Raw genomic sequence first — 18,801 nt, forward strand, 5'->3', positions numbered from 1 at the left:
GGCCTCGATGCCGAGGCGGGAGAGCGTGGTGCGGGCCTGCGGTAGCCGGGTGCGGTTGCGGTAGGCGTAGATTCCGGCGGCGGCCGCCAGGGCACCGGTGGCCAGCGAGTGGGCGCGTGCCAGGCGGGCCGTCGCGAGCAGGGAGCGGCCGGACAGCTCCACCGTGGTAGTGCTGCTCCGTACGGCCTGTTCGGCTGCGCCGATCTTCCCGAGCAGGGCCCGCAGGGCGCCCCAGTCCCGTGCGGCGACGTCGTGGCGGATCAGGTCGGGGTCGGCGGCGAACAGCACCACGGGAGCGAGCACGCCGGCCAACTGCAGGATGCCGACGTCGCTGAGGTCTTCCTGGGTGAGTTTGTCGGCAGCCGGGGTCATGGGCAGTCCGTTGACGCAGACGACGTGCAGGAGCGGGATGTATTCGCGCCACCACAGCCGCTCGGCTGCCGGGAGGTCGAAGGTAACGTCCCTCGTTCTTGAGGTCGGCCAGTACGCGTGGGACTTCCGCCCACACGTAGTGGGGGATGAAGCCGCGCAGCGTCTCGTAGCGCATCCCGTGCAGGATTGAGCACGGCCGGCGATGCTTCAGGTGGCGGTGATGTCCTGGGTGAGCCCGGAGGTGTCGAACACCCCGATCCGGAAGCAGCCACTGATCGGGCGGTCGTAGACGCTGCTGTACATGACTGGAGCGTAGGCCCGCGCGCCGAGAGCGATGCACGGATTTTCGCAGTCCCACGTCGCGCTCGGCGAATCCGAAGACCGGGAAGGTGCGTGGACATGCCGCCGGGTCAGCTGAGTGCGGGCACTTTCGGTCATCGGTTCCGGGGCCGGCTTGCGGACCGGTAGAGTGCCGGGCAGTGGCCGTCGCATCGGCCCAAGCCAGCGGCCCGGCCCATGACCGGGGCGCATGACGGCAGAGGTGCCCGCGGGTCCCGTACGACGGGGTCCGGACTGTGAGCATCAGTGCGAGGCGAACATCAACTCCCAACGGCCGTAGAGTCTGTTGAAGCCTTCCGCATGCTGCTCTTCATCGCGCGCATCGGGTCATGGGGCCGGGGCGCGGGAAGCGAGAGCCGTATGACCAAGAGCCACGGCCGCAAGAGCCGGGCGAGGAACAAGGGCCGGGCCAGAGGAGCGGCGTTCGCCTCCGCCAACGCCGGCACCCTCCATCAGCACAGCAGCGGCCCGTCGGCCGCGGACCTTCAGCCGGCCGACCCCACACGGTGGGGCGTGGACACGGCGCCGGACATGCGGACCGCCTCGGCGCTGGTCAGCGCGTGTATCGACCGGTGCGCGCCGTGCCAGCAGTCCCTGGCGGACAAGCTCCTCGACGAGGAAGCGGTCGTTCTCGCCGTGCTGGCCGGGTCCGTCTACACCCTGCACGCCGAGAGCGAGCCGGACGCGGGCGGTCTCGCGTCCCGGGCCACCCAGGTCTTCTTCGGGCTTGTCCAGCAAGCCCGCGATTACCGGGATCCCGGGATGCTTCCGGCCGCGGTCGAGATGCTGCCCCGGGACTCCCGCGCGGCGATCCTGGAGGACGCGCTGGACCTGTGGACGTACTACGGGCACGTCGACGCCGGTCTGCTGCGCGAGCGGTACCCCAGCCCGGCGGGCCTGTCGACAGTCACCGTGACCGTGGAGGGCAGCGATCCGGCGAAGGCGGGCCCGGGCGTGGTGGTCGACATCTCCGCCCTCGGGCACCCGGCCGCCTACAGCGTGCGCACGGACATGACGCTGACGGGGTCCGCCCGGGTTGCCTCGGTGGCCCTGGTCCCGGAGTCTGCCGAGGCCGGTTACGAGGACCTGCGCTGGCGCTGCGGCTGGGAGCCCTACATCTTCCAGGGGCTGCCCAGCGCGGATCCGGCCTGGGTGTTGAAGATCGACCACACGAGCGGCGCGCTGCTGGGCATCGTCCGGCTGCTGGACGCCACCTTGTTGCCCGAGCGGCAGCCGTGGGAGTGGCGCCAGGACGTGTACGACCGCATCCTGTGGCGCGCCCCGGTGCCGGCGTCGACTTCCGCGTCGGCCGAGTGGCTGGAGGCCGCACGCCGCCGGGACACGGCCCTGTTGTACGGCCCGCTCGACGCGGGCGCGGCCGCACCTGCCGACTGGGAGCGGCTGGTGTCCGTGCACGCCCACTGCCAGTTCACCGACCGCATGTGATCAGCACTCTGCAAGGAGAACCGGATCAATGACCGAGAACATCGAACAGCACGCGGAGGGCGCGGCCCGCTCCTTCGTCGAACTCGTCCGTGCCCTCCAGGACCGCGGAATTGAGTACCCGCTGGAGGCGTACCGCGTCTACAGCTATCTCACCCGCTGCGCTGGTGAGATGAGGACCGCCATCGAACTGGTCGAGGCCGCCGTGCAGGGCCTGCAGGACAAGGGTCTGCTGAGGAGCGACTACCGGGGCGAGCCGCTCGACGAGGTCCTGCAGCGCTTCACCGAGTCCTCCGCCGCGGGAAAGGATCTCGCGGGTGCGCTCCACGGCAGGCTGAGCACGGCCCACTCCGCCGTCGGGCACGTCGCGTACAGGGAGGAGCCCGAGGGGCAGGAGTCGGCGACGGGGAGCTGAGTCCGGCGGTTCGGCGGGTGTGATCGTCTGCGGGTGGTGTGGAGCGGAGGCCGGGGCCGGGGTCCCGGCCTTCGTGCTGTCGGCTTCTGATCGGCCCCGGGGTAACCCGGCCCGTCAACTCACCTCACCAAGAACAACCGATAGTGAGTGAGATCTTCAAAAAACATAGTGAGTTTGTCGATTAAGTGGGTGGGTTCTGCTATTATGATGGGGAGTTAAGTGTTCCAGGAGGGTGAGTGAGTCAGTCGCCGCAGGAAGAGAGCCCGGTCAGCGTGACCACGGTGCGGAAGAACCTGTACTCGCTGGTGAAGCTCGTCGAAGAGGAGGGGCGCACCACGGTGATCACCAAGCACAAGATGCGCGCTCTGCTCGCGCCGCTGGACCGGTTCCCGACAGCCCGGAAGGCCGATGCCTTCCCGGCCCACGTGCTGAGCGCGGCACAGAAGGACTTCGGTGACCTCGTCACGCGGGCAGCGCAGGGCGAACCGCAGGTCCTCCTTCGCAACACCACGCCGGTCGCGGTACTGCTCCCCGCCGACCTCGTCTCAAGTGCCCCCCCGACCGACACGGCCGCGCACCCCGGCGCGGCGACCGCAGGAGGTGCGGTGAACAGCCAAGGCAACCAGGACCGCGGCAGTACACCGCGCAGGCTCGCCACGCTCAGCGACGCCATGTCCGTACTCACCGCCGGCCCGGTCGGCGGTCCCACGTTCGGGCTGCCCGGTCTGGACGCCGAGACAGGCGGTCTGCAGTCGGGCCGGCTGACGCTCGTGGCGGCCCCGCCGAGCGTCGGTGGAAGCCTGCTGGGTCTTGCCGCCGCGCGGAAGACCGCGCTCGCCGACCGCCGAACGGTCCTGTACGCCGCGTCGGGACCGAACAGGGACGATATCTTCCGCCGGATCATCTCCGCCGAGACCGGGGGTGACTACCCGCGCCTGAAGCAGGGCCGCCTCACCGAGCACGAGCAGCACGTCGCCCGGCAGGTGGTCCAGGCAGGCGACGTGCTGCTCATCGATGACGGCACCAACCTGAGGGCCGAGGACATCGCGGAAACCGCGCCGTACATGGAGGGCCTGGCCCTTGTGGTCGTGGACCGCCTCCAAGCCGCGCACAGCGCCCGGCTGCCGCTGTCCGGGGACCGTCTCCCGCATGCCTCCCAGGTCCTGGCCGGCCTTGCCCGCGACCTGCATGTACCGGTGCTGGCCGTCGTGGACAGCGACGACCCCACGCTCCTGGGACTCCTGGACGCCGACGTCGTGGTGACGCTCACCGCGACCGCGGACCCGGGAAAGGTCCAAGCGACGGTCACCGAACGCGACTTCGGCACGATCGGCTCGGCGTACCTGCAACCCGACCTGATCCACGCCCGCTTCCTCGACGCCGGAGCCGCCCCCCTCGAGCGCGCCGACAGCCCGGCGGGCCCGGGGCCCTCGGCGGCCGCCAGCGAAACGGCCGCGCTGGAACTGGCCCAAGCCGCCCTTCCCTACACGTCCGGCGGACACCGGGGGATCCCCGCCGCCCTCACCCACGAACTGGCGGCATGGCGGACCGCTGTCGCAGACGGCGACCAGGAAACCCTCAAAGAGATCCTCCCGTCGCTGCTCCAGGCCGCCGCAACGGTAGCCCAGTGGCCGGACACCCATGAGGGCCACCGCCTCGCCGCCGCGCTTCTGCCCTACGGCAAGCCCGATTCCGCCGACACCACCGGAGGCGTCGGGCAGTACGCTGCTGCCGGTGCCGCTGATCACGCCCCGGCGGACAACGGACAGGCCCAGGCCGACGTGACGGAGGACGAGGAAGACGGCGAGGACGGTCTGAAGCCGGGGGATGAAGAGGACGAGCCCGAGGGCCACGTCTTCCCTGCCCTGAAGGTCCTCAAGGACGCGGTCGGCCGCTCGAAGATGCACCCGATCAAGGTCATCCGCAAAGAGGAGCGCGACAGCGGCCCGTGGCCGCTGATCAGCGAGCACATGGACGGTGAGCCTCGCTGGGCCCACCCCGACGTCACCGTCACCCGCGTTCCCCACATCCGGGCGAACGGAAAGCGCGTCCGGCGCGACAAGATCGACGTGCCCGGCTCGTTTGGCGAGGGCGTGCTGTGCCTGATCGACCGCAACGGCTCGTTCCCCTCCGCCTGTTCGGCCGTCCCGCTCGCTCCGAACAAGCTCCTGCACACCGGTCCGCTCGACGCGTACGACAAGGCCGGGGCCGGTATCTACCTCATCGGCATCCCGGAGTGGACCCGCACCGACATGCCGCACCCCCTGGGGCGGATCATCGACCGGCCCGATGAGGACGGCCGGGTATGGGTCACCACTCCCCACATCAAGCAGCTGGTGAGGCTCGTCCGGGACAACCACCTCGGCGCCATGCCGACCATCTACGACTCCTGGACGGGCAAGGCCAACGAGTCCCTCTTCAAGCCCTTCTACGAGGCCACCCGCAAGGCACGCACCGAGCTCGTCCAGGTCGGCGGCGACCCCTACAAGGCGTACAAGACCCGGCTGTCCATCGCGCTGCGCCTGCTGTGGCCCAAGCGCCCCGCTCAGCGGTCCCCGTTCTGGCGGCCGGACTGGCGCATGAGCATGGTCGCCGAGGCCTCCGTCCGGCACTGGACCGTCGCGTTCAAGGCCGTCCAGGAAGGCCACACCCTTGTCGCGCTGCGCAACGTCGACCAGGCCATCTTCTGGACGCCGCCCGACACACCGCCGTCCACCTACCGGATCGGGACCGGCTTCGGCGAAGTGAAGCACAAGTTCGTCCAGTCCGGCGAGACCATCCTCGAAGGTGACGACTGATGGCCGGCCCCACCGGCCGCGGAAGGTCCCTGGGCGCCGCCCTCAACGACCTCCTGCGCTCCCAGGCCACCCCCCGCCACCGCCTGTCGTCGTACAACGCCAAGCACTGGCACGCCCAGCTCAGTCAGCTCACCGCGACCCACCGCGGGCAGCAGGCCCTGGCAGACGCCGGTCTCAACGTCACGACCAAAACCCTCATCAACTGGCTGTCCGACCCCGAGTACAACGTCCGCCGCAGCTACCTGGACATCATCCACACCGCATACGAGAACGTCGCCACCGTCCCCGCCGAGCCTCTCCCCGACCACATCAAGCAGGGCCAGTACGAGATCAGCGGCGTCGTCAAAACCGGGGACGACAGGCGCACGCGCGGCACCCCGGACGCCGCGCCCCTGCGGATCGACGGCCGCCGGGGCAACTGGGACGAGATCGAGGAACTCTGGCTCGCCGGTGAACTCACCGACGACAAACTCGAGGACCACTTCATCGACGACGTCATCGTCGAGGACATCGGCGAAGGCACCGACGGATGGGAGTTCCCCGGCGCCTCGTACTCCGTCGAAGTCCGGTAGTAGCCCGCACAGCTGAACCGCCCGCCGCAGCAAGGGAATCCACATCATGAGCCACCATCCAGAACGGCGGAAGTTACCGCTGATCGCCGTGTACGGACAGACGGCCGCGAACGCCGAGCAGCGTGTGACCGAGCTGCTCGGCGCCGCGGGCGTGAGCCCGGCCGAGGTACACACCCTCATCGCGGCCATCCAGGCCGGCGCCGTAGAAGGCGCTCAGGGCGAAGTCATCGAGCTGGACACGCAGGCCCCCGCCGGCACCAGCGACCAGGTCCAGGAGGGCTGGCTTCGCGCCGTCGAAGCGATCGCCGGCAGACTCGCTCACATCGCCGACCGCACCGTCCATCAGGCACGAACGGCGGCCGCCGTGCCGGAGACACGGCCGGTCGCATCAAAGTCGGAACCGAACTCCCTGCCCACCCCGGTCGACAGGGTGGGGGAGGAGCAGGTTCAACAAGTGCTCGAGGCAGCCGAGCGGATCTTCGTGTCCCTGACCGGCTACACGGGCTTCGACCTCGACCTGTCGGAGGAGATCCTCACAGTCGTCCTCAAGTCCGTCAGCGCCGAGCAGCAGGAGGGCTACGTACGGCAGTTGGAGGCCTTCGCGGAAGCCAGCGGTGAACGCCTCGGGCAGCTGTACGGGAAGTACGGGCCGGGCGGGAAGTTCGCGGACGAGAGCCACTGCTACCTGACCCATCAGCCCGCGAGCGTCGTGGTCTGCGAGCGGCTGGACACCGTCCCGATGTGGCTCGAAGCGGTGTGGAACGAAGAGATCGACGCCGAGCTGACACTGGAGCGCTTCACGAAGCACTGGCGTTTCGGGCTGGGCCCCTCATGAGTAAGTCCGGCGATCGAGGTGCTGACTTCCGTCAGATCGACGTCGACTTCAGGGAGAGGACGAAGCCGTGGCTCAGCTGAAGATCCGGGACCTGCACGAATTCCTGCGCCAGGCCCCCCGCAGTCGGCCACCATGGCTGTACTGGCACCCTCCGCCGACTTGGCGGCGCCGGTCACTGCGGCGCGGATCACGGAAATGGACAGCATGCGGTTCCTCCTGCGGAAAAGGGGGGTCCGCGGCCGGATCGGCCGCGCCCCACCAGTCCACCGCCCCGGCCCCGGCCCGGCCACCCCGTACGGGTGACGACTCGGGCCCCACTTCACGCGCGGGGTGACGCGATGGGCCGGGGCGTGCGGGTGGTCGGGGCGGCGAGTATCGGCGCGCTGCGGGCGGCCGAGCTCGCGCCGTTCGGGATGACCGGGATCGGCAGCATCTTCGACGCCTACGCCCGGGGGGAGATCGACGGAGACGACGAGGTGGCGGTCGGGCAGGCCCCGGACGGCGCATGGGACGCGCTGACCTGGCCGGTGGTCAACGTCCGGTACGTCCTGGAGCTGGCCCAGGTGGCGGGGGTGCTCGACGCGGAGCGGGCCGCCGGGCTGCTCGTGGCGCTGCGCGCGGTCTACTACCCGCAGCGCACCACGGCCGCGGTGCGGGCCGTCTGCCGCCGCCAGGGTGAGACGGAGTTCGCCGGATGGCTGGCCGAGCGGCGCGCGAGTGACCGGCATTTCGGTGACCTCAAACGGGCCGATGCCCTCGCTGCTGTACGCGCCGCATTGGAGGGCCTCGCGCCGCAGTCCGCTGATCAGCCGTCGGCGTCGGCGGTGTGGGAGACGACGCACTTTCGGCGGTGGTCCAACGCCGCCGTCCGTGCCCGCGTTGACGGGCTGGAGCTGTCCACCGAGGACCGCGTCGTCTATCAGCAGGTGTTCAACCCGGCATTCGGCCAGACGTGGGCGGCCTACCTCGAGCACCGCTCCCGCCATCCCGCGCACGGGCCGGGCCTGCCGCTGACGGCGCGGCTGGCCCAGGTCACCGGCGGGGACCTGCCCGCCCATCGGGTGTTTCACCCGGCGGTGGACCTGCGGGACGAGGCCACCGTGACGCTGCTGCTGGCCAACGAAACTCCCCGGGACCGGCATACGGTCGCGCGGTACGCCGAGGCCCTGGCGCTGGCCCGCCGCACCCGGCCCGGGTTCTCGGTCGAGGCGGTGCGCGATGACCTCACCCGCCGCGTCCTGCTGGAGCTGTGGCAGTGCCTCCCGGAGCGGTTCGACGCCGAGACGTCCGCCCGCGGGCTGGTCTCCGGGGCGCGGGCCGTGGAGGCGGCCAAGCGGCTGATCCCCGGAGTCCTGGCCGAGAAGAGCGAGCGGACGGAGGCGGCCAGTGGTGCGCGGTGATCATCTGGTGGAGCTGCCGGGCACGGTGCGCGCCCGGCCTCCCGAGGAGACGTGGGAGGTGCTGGCCGAGCGTCTGCCGAGGTACGGCATCACCCGCGTGGCCCGGCTGACCGGGCTGGACTGCATCGGCCTGCCGGTGTGGACGGCGATCCGGCCCGCCTCCCTGACCTTGACCGCATCCCAGGGCAAGGGCGCGACCGATCTGCTCGCGAAGCTCTCGGCCGTGATGGAGGCGATCGAGCTGTGGCACGTGGAGCAGCCGCTCCACGTCGCGGCCCGCGGCCCGGCCGAGGACGTCCACCCGGGCTATCCCATCTCCACGCTCCCGGTGACCAGCCCGTTCACGGAGCGTGCTCTGTCCCGGATGGTGTGGGACTGGACCCCCGGCACCGGCCTGGTGAGCGGGAAGACGGTTCTGTTGCCGGCCGATCTGGTGCGCCGCCGGGCGCAGCGGCCGGAGTGGAGCCCGGATGTGCTGCGCGCGACCAGTACCGGCCTGGCCTGTGGGATCAGCCGCCACGAGGCTCTGTTACATGCCCTGTTCGAGGTCGTGGAGCGTGACGTGCTGTACCAGGACGGCCAGTTCGACGGCCGCCTACGGACGCTGATCGACCCGGGGACGGTCGATGACCCCTACGGCAGGGAGGTGATCGACCGGCTGACGGCCGCGGGGATGACGGTCGAGTTGGCGCTCGTGGACGGCCCGTACGGGCTGCCGGTGTGCCTGGCCTACCTGTGGTCGGAGGACTACCCGGCCGTGTTCGCCGGAGGCGGCTGCCACACCAGCCCCGTCATTGCGGCCACGCGGGCGCTGACCGAGGCCGCGCAATCGCGGCTGGCGGCCATCGCCGGAACCCGGGACGACCTTGCCGCCGATCCCGGCTCGGTCGGCGCCCCGCCCGTCCACCCGGCACGCGGCGAGGGGCTTGTTCCGTGGCCCCAGGCGACGGCCTGTTTCCCTGCGGCCCGGGGCGGTCTGGCTGACCAGGTCGACCAGGTGGCGCGGCTAGTCGACCGCGTCACCGGCCACGAGCCGATGGCCCTGTACCTGTCCGACCCGGCCGAGCCCGTCCACGCCGTTCACGTCGTCTGTCCCGGCACCCGCTCACGGAGGGGGGCAATGCCCCGATGACACACCCCACCACCACGGCCGTCGCGCCACCGGTACGCGATCCGGCGCGGCTCGCGGCCCAGTACGACGCGTTCCACACCGCACGGGCGCGCACCCCGCTGGTGGCCCGCCTGTACGCCGCGGCGCTGGGGGAGGACTACCCGGAAGAGGTCGCGGCCTCAAGCTCATGTGACTGGCCCCTGCTGGGACTGATCACCATGCGGCTGCGAATGCGGCCCGGCCGCCTCCTGGTCGACGCAGGATGCGGAACCGGCGGCATCGGGCTGTGGCTGGCCCGCGCCCTGGACGCAGGATGCGGAACCGGCGGCATCGGGCTGTGGCTGGCCCGCGCCCTGGCGGCCCGCCTCATCGGATTCGACCTCTCCCCGGTCGCCGTCGCCCAGGCCACCGCCCGCCGTGACCGCTTCCTCGTCCCCGCCGGCCGCGCCGCCTTCCGCGTCGCCGAACTGGACGCCACCGGCCTGCCCGACGGCTGCGCCCACGGCGTGGTCTGCGTGGACGCGCTCTCTCTGGCCGCCGACCGGGGCGGCGCGGTATGTGAACTCGGCCGCCTCCTGGCGCCCGGCGCCCGCCTGGTCCTCACCCGGGCCCTGCGCCGCAGTGCCGAACCCGTCTGGGAGGACCAGGCCCGCGCCGCCGGGCTCACCCTGGAACACGTGGACGAGCGGCCCCACGAACCCGCGATGTGGGAACGGCTCTACCGGCTGTGGATCGACCACGCCGACCAGATCCGGCGCGAGCTCGGCGACGTCCAGGCGGAGCGCATGCTGGCCGAGGCACACCGGATGCTGCCCGCCCTCCCCGGCCGCCGCGCGGTCCTGCTGACCCTGCGACGCCCCCCGACAGTACCGGCGCCGCTGGTCGTGGCCGATAGGATGACCGGGCCCGGCCGCCCCGACGACGACGGCCCCGCGACCAGCGAGAGGACCCCGAGTTGAGCCAGCACCGCCCCGCCCGCGCGGCGGTCCTCTCGGCCGGGTCCTGGGGCACCGCTGTCGCCAAGATCCTCGCCGACGCCGGAAACACCGTCACCCTGCACGCCCGCCGCGCCGAGATCGCCGACGCGATCAACACCCGCCACCGCAACCCCGGTTACTGGCCGGACGTCGAGCTGCCCGCCTCCCTGACGGCCACGACCATCCCAGCCGCCGCGCTGGACGACGCGGACTACCTCGTGCTCTCCATCCCCGCACAGTCCCTGCGGGACAACCTCGCGGTATGGGCGCCGCATATCGGGCCCGACACCGTACTCGTGTCGCTGATGAAGGGCATCGAGACGGGCACCGCGAAGCGGGCCAGCGAAGTCATTGCCGAGGAGACCGGCCTGCCCGCGGACCGGATCGCGGTGCTGTCGGGTCCGAACCTCGCAGCAGAGATCATGTCCGGCCAGCCCGCCGCCGCCACCGTCGCATGCCCGGACGAGACCACCGCACGCCGCTTCCAAGCGGCCTGCCACACCCCGTACTTCCGGCCCTACACCAGCACCGACGTGATCGGCTGCGAACTGGGCGGCGCCGTGAAGAACGTCATCGCGCTCGCGGTCGGCATCGCCACGGGCATGGGCCTGGGCTACAACGCGGCGGCCATGCTCATCACCCGGGGACTGGCGGAGACCACCCGGCTGGCCACGGCCCTGGGCGCCCACCCGGCCACCCTCGCAGGGCTGGCGGGCCTGGGTGACCTGGTGGCCACCTGCGCATCCCCGCTCTCACGCAACCGCACTTTCGGCACCCACCTTGGCCGCGGCCTGACCGTGGACGAGGCGACGGCCGCGACCCGGCAGACCACCGAGGGCGTGAAGTCGGCCGAGGCGGTCCTCGACCTCGCCCGCGCCAACGGGGTCGACATGCCGATCACGGAAGTGATCTTCGAGGTGCTGCACGAAAAGGTCAGCCTCGACGAGGCCGCCGCCGCGCTGATGCAGCGGCCCCCCAAGCCCGAGCGCTGACCCCGGCGCCCCGTGCGCGGGCGCACCCTCCTCTATCACCCTCCCGTTCGGAGGCTTCTGCCGTGCACGCTTCATCTGTGCTGCCCGCTGTGCAGCTCGCCGCCACTGCCGCGAGGCCTGGCTCCATAGCGGGCGTGCGTCGAACGGCGCCGGGTCAATCTTGGTCCACACCAGGAGGTCGGTTCCTGGCACGGGGACTCGCGAGCTGGCACAGATGTGGTCGGCTCCGGGGGCTTGCCACAGCAGAGGGGCGGGCAGCGCGTCCGCCGTCGACAGCTCTGCCGCGTACGCGATCAGGTCAGCAACGTCCCAGACCAGGGTCAGTGTCAGGGCGCCGCCTCTCGGCCTCGTACTCCGCCATCGTCCGCGCCTGGAACTCACGGCGTCCAGCTGCCGCCTCCTCCACCAGTTCCAGCGCCATCGCCACCATCTCGCCGCTCACCGACAGCGCGATCCCCAGCTCCCGCAGCTGCTCCGGGGATACCTGTTCCAGCAGGTTCTGCAGGTAGCCGGCGACCGCGGTGTTCCCCGCGCTCAGTGGAGGCCGCTCGAAATTCCGAGGGATGCGTGCTGGCCATTACGGCCCTCCACGCGGCTGTGGCTGCGCTCGCCTCGCGAGGCCGTGTGTGGGAGCTGCGCGGAGGAGGGGCGCAAGAAGATCGCCGACCCGGGTATTAGCTAGGGATTGCTCTGTCGCTGTAATTCGCTGCCTGTTTCGTCCACATGGCCGTGTACTCGGATCCAGGTGTGGCCAGGAGAGAGCGGTGAGTGCCTTCTTCGAGGATGCGGCCGTCGTCAAGGACGATGATGTGGTCGGCGCTGCGGGTGGAGCCGAGTCGGTGGGTGATCAGGATGACGGTGCGGCCGTCGCTGAGTTCTCGGATGCGGTCATACATTGCTTCCTCGGCGCGGGGGTCCAGGGCGGAGGTCGGTTCGTCGCAGATGAGCAGTGGAGCGTCTTTTCGGTAGAAGGCCCGCGCGGCGGCGAGCCGTTGCCATTGGCCGGGAGACAGATCGCTGCCGCCCCATTGTGAGGGGGAGAGGTAGGTGTTGAACCCGTCGGGGAGGGTGTCGATGAGGGTGTCGACGCCGGCCGCGGCGGCGGCCGCGCGTACGGATGCGTCGTCGCCGGGGCCTTGTCCGAGGGTGATGTTCTCTCGCACGGAGGTCTGCCAGCGGGCGATGTCCTGGGGCAGCATCGCCAGGTGGGACCAGATCTGATCGGGATCGGCGGTGGCAAGGTCGACGTCGTCCCAGGTGACCGAGCCGCTTGTGGGGTTGTAGAGACCGGCCAGGAGCTTGGCCAGGGTCGATTTGCCTGCTCCGTTGGCGCCGACGATGGCCAGGACTTCGCCGCGGCGTACGGTGATGGAGATGTCCTTGAGGACGGGCTTGCTGCTTCCGGAGTAGGCGAACGTGACATTGTTCGCCCGGATGACTTCCGGGTGTGAGGGCACGGCGACGGGCTCGGTTTCGCCCTGCTGGGTCCGGGCGTGGGCGTCAGCGAGGAAGGTGGACCAGTCGCCGAGGTAGAGGCCGACCTTGTAGGTGGTGTGCATTCCGGTGATGAGGCCGGTCAGCAGGGCGCGGCTGGTGGTGACGGCGATCAGGGCGGTTCCGGCGGAGGCCAGGGGCACGCTGCCGGTGGTGACGAGGGCGAGCAGGGCAGCGTAGACCAAGAGCATGGCGGCCCCGGCCAGGGCATCACCAAGGAGCTGGTAGCGGGCGGTGCTGCGGCCGATGGCTGCGGCGTGGACTTCGAGACGTTTGACGACGTCGGTGAACTGTCCCAGGAGCCAGGGGCGCATGGTGGTGGCCCGGATGTCCAGGGCGGTGGGTCGGCCGGAGGCGTAGTACATCAGGGTGTGGCGTAGGCGGCGGTCGGCGAGGGTGTGGCGTTCGGCGCGGTGTGCGGCCCGTGCTGCGTGGATGGCTGCCGCGCCGCGGGGGACGACGGCGAGGATGAGCAGGGGCACCAGGATCCAGTGGAGTGCGGCGAGGGCACCTGCGGCGGCGATGATGCCGACCAGGGCGGCGACGAGGGCGGCGAGGGCGTCGATCATGAGGTGGGCGTCTTTGGAGGCGCGGTTGGCTGCCTCGCTGTGGTCGCACCATGCGGGGTCGTCGTATGCGGCGAGCGGGACGCGGGTGGCGGCTTCCAGGTACTGGACTTCTGCCCGTCCGTCGACTTTTGGTCCAAGGGTCGAGGTGACGGACAAGGTTTTGGCGGTGGTCAAGGAGCGGGCGATGGCGGTGGCGGTTACCAGTGCCAGGGAGGGCAGGGCGTGGTGGAGCCGGTCGGTGGGAGGGCCGGCGGCGAAGAGCTGGGTGAAGGCACCGCGGGTGGCGTAGAGGCCGACGGCTGTGAGGGCGCCCCAGATCAGTTGGAGGGCGGCCAGCCACAGGACGGCGGCTCGGTCGGTGGCCCAGGCCAGGCGTAGGGCGTCGGCGGCGAGTTGCGGTATGCGCCTGGCCATGGTGAGTGCGGAGTCGGCGAGGGCGTCATCGTGTCGCTCCTCGCTGACCGTGTATTGCGGAAAGAGGTCCGCGGCCGTCTGTTTGGGGCGGCGGGTGAGCCGGGCGGTGAGGCGGGAGCGTAACCGGGGAGCGGGGGCACTCGGAGTTGCTGGCGTGGTCTTCCTGCGCAGGATGTCTGTCACGAACAGTTCAACGAGTGCACCCGTACGGGTGGTTGCGGGGCCCAGGGGTGGCGGGGGCTGGCGAATTTCAGTTCGAGATGCCCACCCGGAGGACGGGTACGTAGGGCCATACTCGGTCTTCTTCGTCCTGTCCGATCACGGTGGCGTCGTCGGTTTCGATCCAGGCGTGCGCGCTGTGGGGGATGAATGCCGCGCCCAGGACCCAGCGGGTGTGATGTCCGGTCAGTGCCGATGCGAAGTAGGCCCCGAGGGATTCCTCCAGGCAGGCGGCCCGTCCTGGCCAGAGCCGGGCGGCGTGGCGCACAGCCGCGTGCGCGGTCTGGGCCTGGGCGATGGTGGCGGGGCGTCCGGGCAGGCGGGCAGCGCCCCGCGCTACGGCGATGGTCCAGCGTATGGGTACGCATCGCCGCAGGATGAGGGCGAGTGCGAGGCCCGTGTGGGCGGCGATCCGGTCCCGGGTGCGGCCGGTGTCCGTGGTGGCGGTGCGGACCTGGGGGCTGCATCTGGGGGGCGGGGTGCGTGTAGCGGGTCCTGGGAGCCGGGCTCGGGAGAGTTCGGCGGCGACGCGGGTGAGGGCGGCGTGCACCTCGGCTGTGTCGCTGCCGCAGGCCGTCCAGTGAGCGGCCACCGTGTCGACGGCGGTGTGCGCGTCAGCGCTGTCGTTGATCAGGTTCCACAGCTGGGTGCTGACGGGGTCGAGGAATCGCCACCGCCCCCGCCCGGTCCGGGTGTCCAGGATGGCGATGCCATCGACGGTTTCGGTGAAGTGGACGCCGCTCACGCAGCCTCCTGCGCGGGTGCTGGTGCGGTTTCCCACCAGCGTTCGCGTCGGGTGGGCGCGGTAGCGAGCCACAGTTCGGCGGCGATGAGATAGTGCAGGGCGCTGACAGGAGCGTGTTCACCGCGCGCGGCGCTTTCCAGCGCGGCCTGCGCCGTAGCGGGGTCGATGAGCCCGGCGGCGGCCAGCTGGGAGTCACGCAGGACGGCGCGCAAGGTGCGGATATTGGAGCGGAGGCCGGTGTGGAAACTGGCGTCCATGGGGGTTTTGGTACGCCGGTTGAGGAGGAACCTGGGCACCGTGGAGGTGAGTGCGGCGCGGGCGAGGGGTTTGAAGTCACCCGCAGGCCGTCGCTCCCAGCCGGAGACGGCGAGGCAGGCGTCCACGACCGGGGTGTCGAGGTAAGGGGCGTGGATGGGCAGGCCCCACAGCTGGTGCGAGATCTGGTCGTAGGTGGCGTGCTCCTCCCCCATCTGTTCCAGGGCGATCCGTTCATGGTCCGCTCCGGGCAGCGCGGCAGGGTCCGCCTGATCGGCCTGGCCGGTCAGGAGCTCGGCGACGGCACGGCGGCCGCTGTCGGTCAGCCACGCCGCTGACGGTAAGGCGCCGCACCACGACAGCAGTTCCACGGCGCGGGCGCGCGCGTCGGCCGCGCCGGACGGGTGCTGACGCCCGCTGATCGTGGTAGCGAGGCTGGAAAGAGCCCGGGGGCGGGTGGTGCTCACCGTACGGGCCGCCTGGCGCAGGGTCGCGTGGACGGGGGCCCTGCGGGCGCGGGCGAAGGCGGTGATTCTCCTGACGGCCTCCCGGCGACGGCCGGTGTGGGCCAGGTCGATGAGGACGGTGGGGACGGTGTCGAGGACGTTGTCGCCGCCCCGTCCGGTCAGATGAAGACGCGAGCCGTACGCGAGGGCCGGGGCGAGCTGGGCCTGCTTCAGAGCCAGTAGGCCGAGGCTGAGCGAGGGACTGTCGGTGACCGGCAGCGCGGCCCGGTCCTCCAGCATGTCGAAGTGGCCCACCCCCGCAGCGGATCCGTCCACTTCGACATGGGTGAGGGAGTCGAAGACGGTGGCCACGCGGCGGGCGTAGCGCACATCGTCCTGGTCGGCCAGATGCCGGTCGGTGTAGGTGACGGCCAGGAGCGGCCCGCACCCCGCTGCCAGGCTGGTGACAGTACTGCTGTCCACGCCCCCGGACAGGTCCGCCGAGACGCGGCCGCCACCGAGCGCAGCCCGGCGCTCCACAGCGATCGGCAGGCGCTGCGCCAGAGCGTGCGCCCCCTCCTCGAAGGAGACGGCCGGCACGCGAGCCACGGGTTCGGTCCGGGGCGCACGGCCGCGCTCGAGTACCAGGGCGTGCCCGGGTGGCACTCTGCGGACGCCGGTGAAATGGCTGGCGCCCTGAAAGGAGTCGATACCGAAGAGGGCCAGGCTTGCCAGGAGCCGGGCCGTGTCCGGGCGCGCTCCCGCATAAGCCGCCAGGACCAGCGCCGAGGTGGAGAACACCACGTCCTCACCTTCGTGCACCCAGTACACGGTATGCACGCCCGCTCGGTCCCCGGTCACCCGCACCGTACGGTGCGAACGGATCAGCGCACAGTAGGAGCCGGGCAGGCGGGTGGCGTTGACCCACGCACCGCGCTCCACCGCGTCCCTGGCCTCACGGAGTTCCGCCCTGGTCGCCAGGCAGCAGCCGACGGTCACGATCTCGGCGCTCCCCCCTTGAGCCGGCACGCGGCGAAGCCCGGCCCCGTCGTACCCCACGGTCCACACGGACGCCGCGCCGAACGGCACCGGTACCCCTTGGCGCGGACGCACAGCGTCTGGCGCCGCTCTGAACGTTCCGACGACAAACCTCACAGCTCTCCCTGCCAGTGTTGTCCATCTCGCAGTTCTCATGCGGCCGCCTCGTGGCCACGGACTTCAGCCCGTGGCCACGAGGCGGCCCTCACTCAGGTCACCAGCTGCTGTAGTACTGGGTGTCGTCCTTCTTGTCGGAGCCGGCGTGCCCGAGGGTGGCCGCGGTGACGGTGCCCAGGTCGCTGACAGCCGGTACGACGTACCGGAGGGGGTCGATCGCGGTGGTGACGTGCGGGAGGGAGGTGCCCGCGGTGACGGTGCTCGGGTCACTGACCGCCGGCGCGGTACGCCGGACTACGGTCTTGATTCGCTTCATGGCGATTCCTTCCATAGCGAACGTATGGGTACGGTCTGTGGGGCGTAGTGCAGTGCCGACAGGCGAGGACGCTCAGCTGTCGTAGTACTGGGTGTCGTCGATCCTGTCGAAACCCGCGGTTCCCAGGGTGGCCCCGGTGACGGTGCCCAGGTCGCTGACGGCCGGTACGACGTACCGGACCGGGTTGGTCTCAGTGACAGGGGCGGGGCCCTCCGCCGTCTCAGCCGCAGCGGTTGCGGTCACGGCCTTCTTCGGCATTACCAACCTCCTGAAATGCGGGGATGCACCCGACGGAGCCCCTGCGGGGCCCCTGGCGGGGCATCTCCAGATCACCAGAGTCCGCGAGCGGCCGGAACCCGGCGAGTCGCGGCACTCACCGGCTCTTGCCCGGCGCACCATCGGCACGGCCCCGGCGAACTACGGCGAAGAACCAGAAGCAGGTTCCTCATCCGGCAGAGGACTTCTACGCTGAAAATTTGACCAACATCCGGAGGCGCACATGGGCAGACCCCCGATCGATCGACGGCCCAATGAACGGCTGGCGCACTGGCTCATCCGGTCGGGCCTGTCAAATGCCAAACTCGCCACGGCGGTAAAGGATCTGGCCGCCCGACACGGGGTTAAGGGCGTACACCCGGACGAGAGCCGCGCACGGCGCTGGCTCTCCGGGGAGAAACCCCGAGAACCCGTGCCCGATCTCATAACCAAGATCCTCAGCGAACGCACCGGACTACCGCTCACACGGGAGGATCTCGGTTTCCCCGCACACCAGCGCACCGTGTCACTGGACCCTTCGGAGTTACCGTGGCGCTCCGGCAGCACCATCGAAGCCATCGTCCACCTCACCCGGAGCGAGATCATGCTGCCTCACACCCGCCACAGCCCCGACGCCGCGCACATTCACAGCGGGAAGAGCCTCCTCGACCCCCTGCACCAATGGGCCACCGCGCTCCCTTCCGAACTGATCGAGCGCCCCGCTGGACATACGCCGACCGGACGCGTCGGAGCGAGGGAGATCGCCGGTATCCGGGCCGTCACCGAGATGTTCCGCGACGCCGACAACCGCCACGGCGGCGTACTCTCCCGCCGAGCTGTCATCGCTCAGATGGCCGACGCAATCGCCATGCTCGACTCCTGCTCCTACACCCAAGCCACCGGTCGCGAACTGTTCTCCGCCGTCGCCGACCTTGGCAGCGTGGCTGGCTGGATGAGTTTCGACGCCGGTATGCACAAGAGCGCGCAGAAACTGTTTATCACCGCCCTGCACGCGGCATCCGAGGGCGCAGACAAGGCGGTCGGCGCCCACATCCTTCAGTGCATGGCTCGCCAGATGTCCCATCTTGCGCACTACAACGACGCTCTCGACCTCGTTGCTCTCGCCCAGTACGGCGGACGCAGGCAGACCTCCCCAGCCACCAAGTCCATGCTCGCCTCTCTCGAAGCCCGGTTCAACGCCATCCTGGGACATCTGGACGAAAGTGAACGCGCGGCTGGCCGAGCCGAAGAGCTATTTACCCTGATCAACCCCGACGAAGAACCACCCCACATGGCCTTCTTCGACACCGCCGAACTCTCCGCCACTCTTGGCGTCGCTCACCAGATCGCCGCGAGGAAAAGCCAAGGCCCTCACCGCACCCGGCGAGCGGACAAATCCCTCGACCTCTTGGAACACGCCCTCAGCCTGCGCCCCATACACCGCACACGATCTAAGGCATTCGACCATCTCGCTCTCGCCCGCACTCACCTGGTCGTCAGCGAGATTGGCGGCGCGCACCATGAAACCGACATGGCGCTGACTCTGTTCGGAACGATCAGCTCCAAACGAGTGGCAGACCGCCTCACCGAACTTCACGACGAAGCCGCCGAGTTCTCTGACGCAGCCGAGGCTGCCGATCTACGAAACCGGATCAGAGCCACCGTCACCGCTGCGGCTT

16 protein-coding genes are annotated in these 18,801 nt (G+C 70.3%); 10 read left to right on the forward strand and 6 right to left on the reverse strand.

Annotated features, from left to right (window positions below; translation table 11 throughout):
• On the reverse strand, positions 1–372 hold a 372-nt coding region (locus tag NQU54_RS46005), incomplete at its 3' end, for a PIN domain-containing protein (protein ID WP_257636241.1).
• Between the two features lie 699 nt (positions 373–1,071).
• Here NQU54_RS46005 and NQU54_RS46010 point away from each other — a divergent pair.
• The 9 genes from NQU54_RS46010 (at position 1,072) to NQU54_RS46050 (ending at position 11,254) form a co-directional block, all read left to right on the forward strand.
• On the forward strand, positions 1,072–2,157 hold the full coding sequence (locus NQU54_RS46010) for a hypothetical protein (protein ID WP_257636242.1): 1,086 nt from the start codon (positions 1,072–1,074) through the stop codon (positions 2,155–2,157).
• Between the two features lie 28 nt (positions 2,158–2,185).
• Positions 2,186–2,569, forward strand: a complete 384-nt coding sequence (locus NQU54_RS46015; protein ID WP_257636243.1) for a hypothetical protein — start codon at positions 2,186–2,188, stop codon at positions 2,567–2,569.
• 236 nt (positions 2,570–2,805) lie between these two features.
• Positions 2,806–5,367, forward strand: coding sequence for a DnaB-like helicase C-terminal domain-containing protein (locus tag NQU54_RS46020; RefSeq protein WP_257636244.1), 2,562 nt, complete (start codon positions 2,806–2,808; stop codon positions 5,365–5,367).
• Positions 5,367–5,939: a hypothetical protein gene (locus NQU54_RS46025; protein ID WP_257636245.1), complete on the forward strand. Its 573-nt coding sequence runs from the start codon at positions 5,367–5,369 to the stop codon at positions 5,937–5,939. The genes NQU54_RS46020 and NQU54_RS46025 overlap by 1 nt, the downstream gene beginning before the upstream one ends.
• Positions 5,940–5,985: 46 nt before the next feature.
• On the forward strand, positions 5,986–6,774 hold the full coding sequence (locus NQU54_RS46030; RefSeq protein ID WP_257636246.1) for a hypothetical protein: 789 nt from the start codon (positions 5,986–5,988) through the stop codon (positions 6,772–6,774).
• A gap of 338 nt (positions 6,775–7,112) precedes the next feature.
• Positions 7,113–8,174 carry a TfuA-like protein gene (locus NQU54_RS46035; protein ID WP_257636247.1) on the forward strand — a complete coding sequence of 354 codons (1,062 nt, stop codon included), beginning with the start codon at positions 7,113–7,115 and terminating at the stop codon, positions 8,172–8,174.
• A complete protein-coding gene (locus NQU54_RS46040) occupies positions 8,161–9,306 on the forward strand; it encodes a YcaO-like family protein (protein WP_257636248.1) in 1,146 nt (381 codons plus the stop codon). The genes NQU54_RS46035 and NQU54_RS46040 overlap by 14 nt, the downstream gene beginning before the upstream one ends.
• Positions 9,303–10,244: a class I SAM-dependent methyltransferase gene (locus NQU54_RS46045; protein WP_257636249.1), complete on the forward strand. Its 942-nt coding sequence runs from the start codon at positions 9,303–9,305 to the stop codon at positions 10,242–10,244. The genes NQU54_RS46040 and NQU54_RS46045 overlap by 4 nt, the downstream gene beginning before the upstream one ends.
• Positions 10,241–11,254 carry an NAD(P)H-dependent glycerol-3-phosphate dehydrogenase gene (locus tag NQU54_RS46050; RefSeq protein WP_257636250.1) on the forward strand — a complete coding sequence of 338 codons (1,014 nt, stop codon included), beginning with the start codon at positions 10,241–10,243 and terminating at the stop codon, positions 11,252–11,254. The genes NQU54_RS46045 and NQU54_RS46050 overlap by 4 nt, the downstream gene beginning before the upstream one ends.
• A 674-nt stretch (positions 11,255–11,928) precedes the next feature.
• On the opposite strand, the gene NQU54_RS49595 is transcribed toward NQU54_RS46050, so the two are convergent.
• The 5 genes from NQU54_RS49595 to NQU54_RS46080 all read right to left on the reverse strand — a co-directional run bounded on the left by NQU54_RS49595 (position 11,929) and on the right by NQU54_RS46080 (position 17,110).
• Positions 11,929–13,914, reverse strand: coding sequence for an ABC transporter ATP-binding protein (locus NQU54_RS49595; protein ID WP_308408546.1), 1,986 nt, complete (start codon positions 13,912–13,914; stop codon positions 11,929–11,931).
• Between the two features lie 67 nt (positions 13,915–13,981).
• Positions 13,982–14,695, reverse strand: coding sequence for a lasso peptide biosynthesis B2 protein (locus NQU54_RS49600; protein WP_308408547.1), 714 nt, complete (start codon positions 14,693–14,695; stop codon positions 13,982–13,984).
• Positions 14,692–16,590: an albusnodin/ikarugamycin family macrolactam cyclase gene (locus tag NQU54_RS46070; protein ID WP_257636251.1), complete on the reverse strand. Its 1,899-nt coding sequence runs from the start codon at positions 16,588–16,590 to the stop codon at positions 14,692–14,694. Before NQU54_RS46070 ends, NQU54_RS49600 begins: the two co-directional genes overlap by 4 nt.
• A 58-nt stretch (positions 16,591–16,648) precedes the next feature.
• On the reverse strand, positions 16,649–16,867 hold the full coding sequence (locus NQU54_RS46075) for a hypothetical protein (protein ID WP_257636252.1): 219 nt from the start codon (positions 16,865–16,867) through the stop codon (positions 16,649–16,651).
• Positions 16,868–16,939: 72 nt separating this feature from the next.
• Complete coding sequence (locus NQU54_RS46080; protein WP_257636253.1) at positions 16,940–17,110, reverse strand: hypothetical protein; 171 nt, start codon at positions 17,108–17,110, stop codon at positions 16,940–16,942.
• A gap of 256 nt (positions 17,111–17,366) precedes the next feature.
• On the opposite strand from NQU54_RS46080, the gene NQU54_RS46085 reads away from it, so the two are divergent.
• A partial coding sequence (locus NQU54_RS46085) for an NsdA family TPR-like regulatory protein (protein WP_257636254.1) occupies positions 17,367–18,801 on the forward strand: 1,435 nt, incomplete at its 3' end.

The sequence above is a fragment of the Streptomyces malaysiensis subsp. samsunensis genome, from assembly GCF_024519315.1.
Lineage (GTDB): Bacteria > Actinomycetota > Actinomycetes > Streptomycetales > Streptomycetaceae > Streptomyces > Streptomyces malaysiensis.

Bases quoted from the DNA above. Each gene is read 5' to 3' on its own strand.
- NQU54_RS46045 (WP_257636249.1), top strand. From the start codon at position 9,303: ATGACACACCCCACCACCACGGCCGTCGCGCCACCGGTACGCGATCCG.
- NQU54_RS46030 (WP_257636246.1), top strand. From the start codon at position 5,986: ATGAGCCACCATCCAGAACGGCGGAAGTTACCGCTGATCGCCGTGTAC.
- NQU54_RS46010 (WP_257636242.1), top strand. From the start codon at position 1,072: ATGACCAAGAGCCACGGCCGCAAGAGCCGGGCGAGGAACAAGGGCCGG.
- NQU54_RS46025 (WP_257636245.1), top strand. From the start codon at position 5,367: ATGGCCGGCCCCACCGGCCGCGGAAGGTCCCTGGGCGCCGCCCTCAAC.
- NQU54_RS46015 (WP_257636243.1), top strand. From the start codon at position 2,186: ATGACCGAGAACATCGAACAGCACGCGGAGGGCGCGGCCCGCTCCTTC.
- NQU54_RS46070 (WP_257636251.1), bottom strand. From the start codon at position 16,590: ATGAGAACTGCGAGATGGACAACACTGGCAGGGAGAGCTGTGAGGTTT.
- NQU54_RS46035 (WP_257636247.1), top strand. From the start codon at position 7,113: ATGGGCCGGGGCGTGCGGGTGGTCGGGGCGGCGAGTATCGGCGCGCTG.
- NQU54_RS46075 (WP_257636252.1), bottom strand. From the start codon at position 16,867: ATGAAGCGAATCAAGACCGTAGTCCGGCGTACCGCGCCGGCGGTCAGT.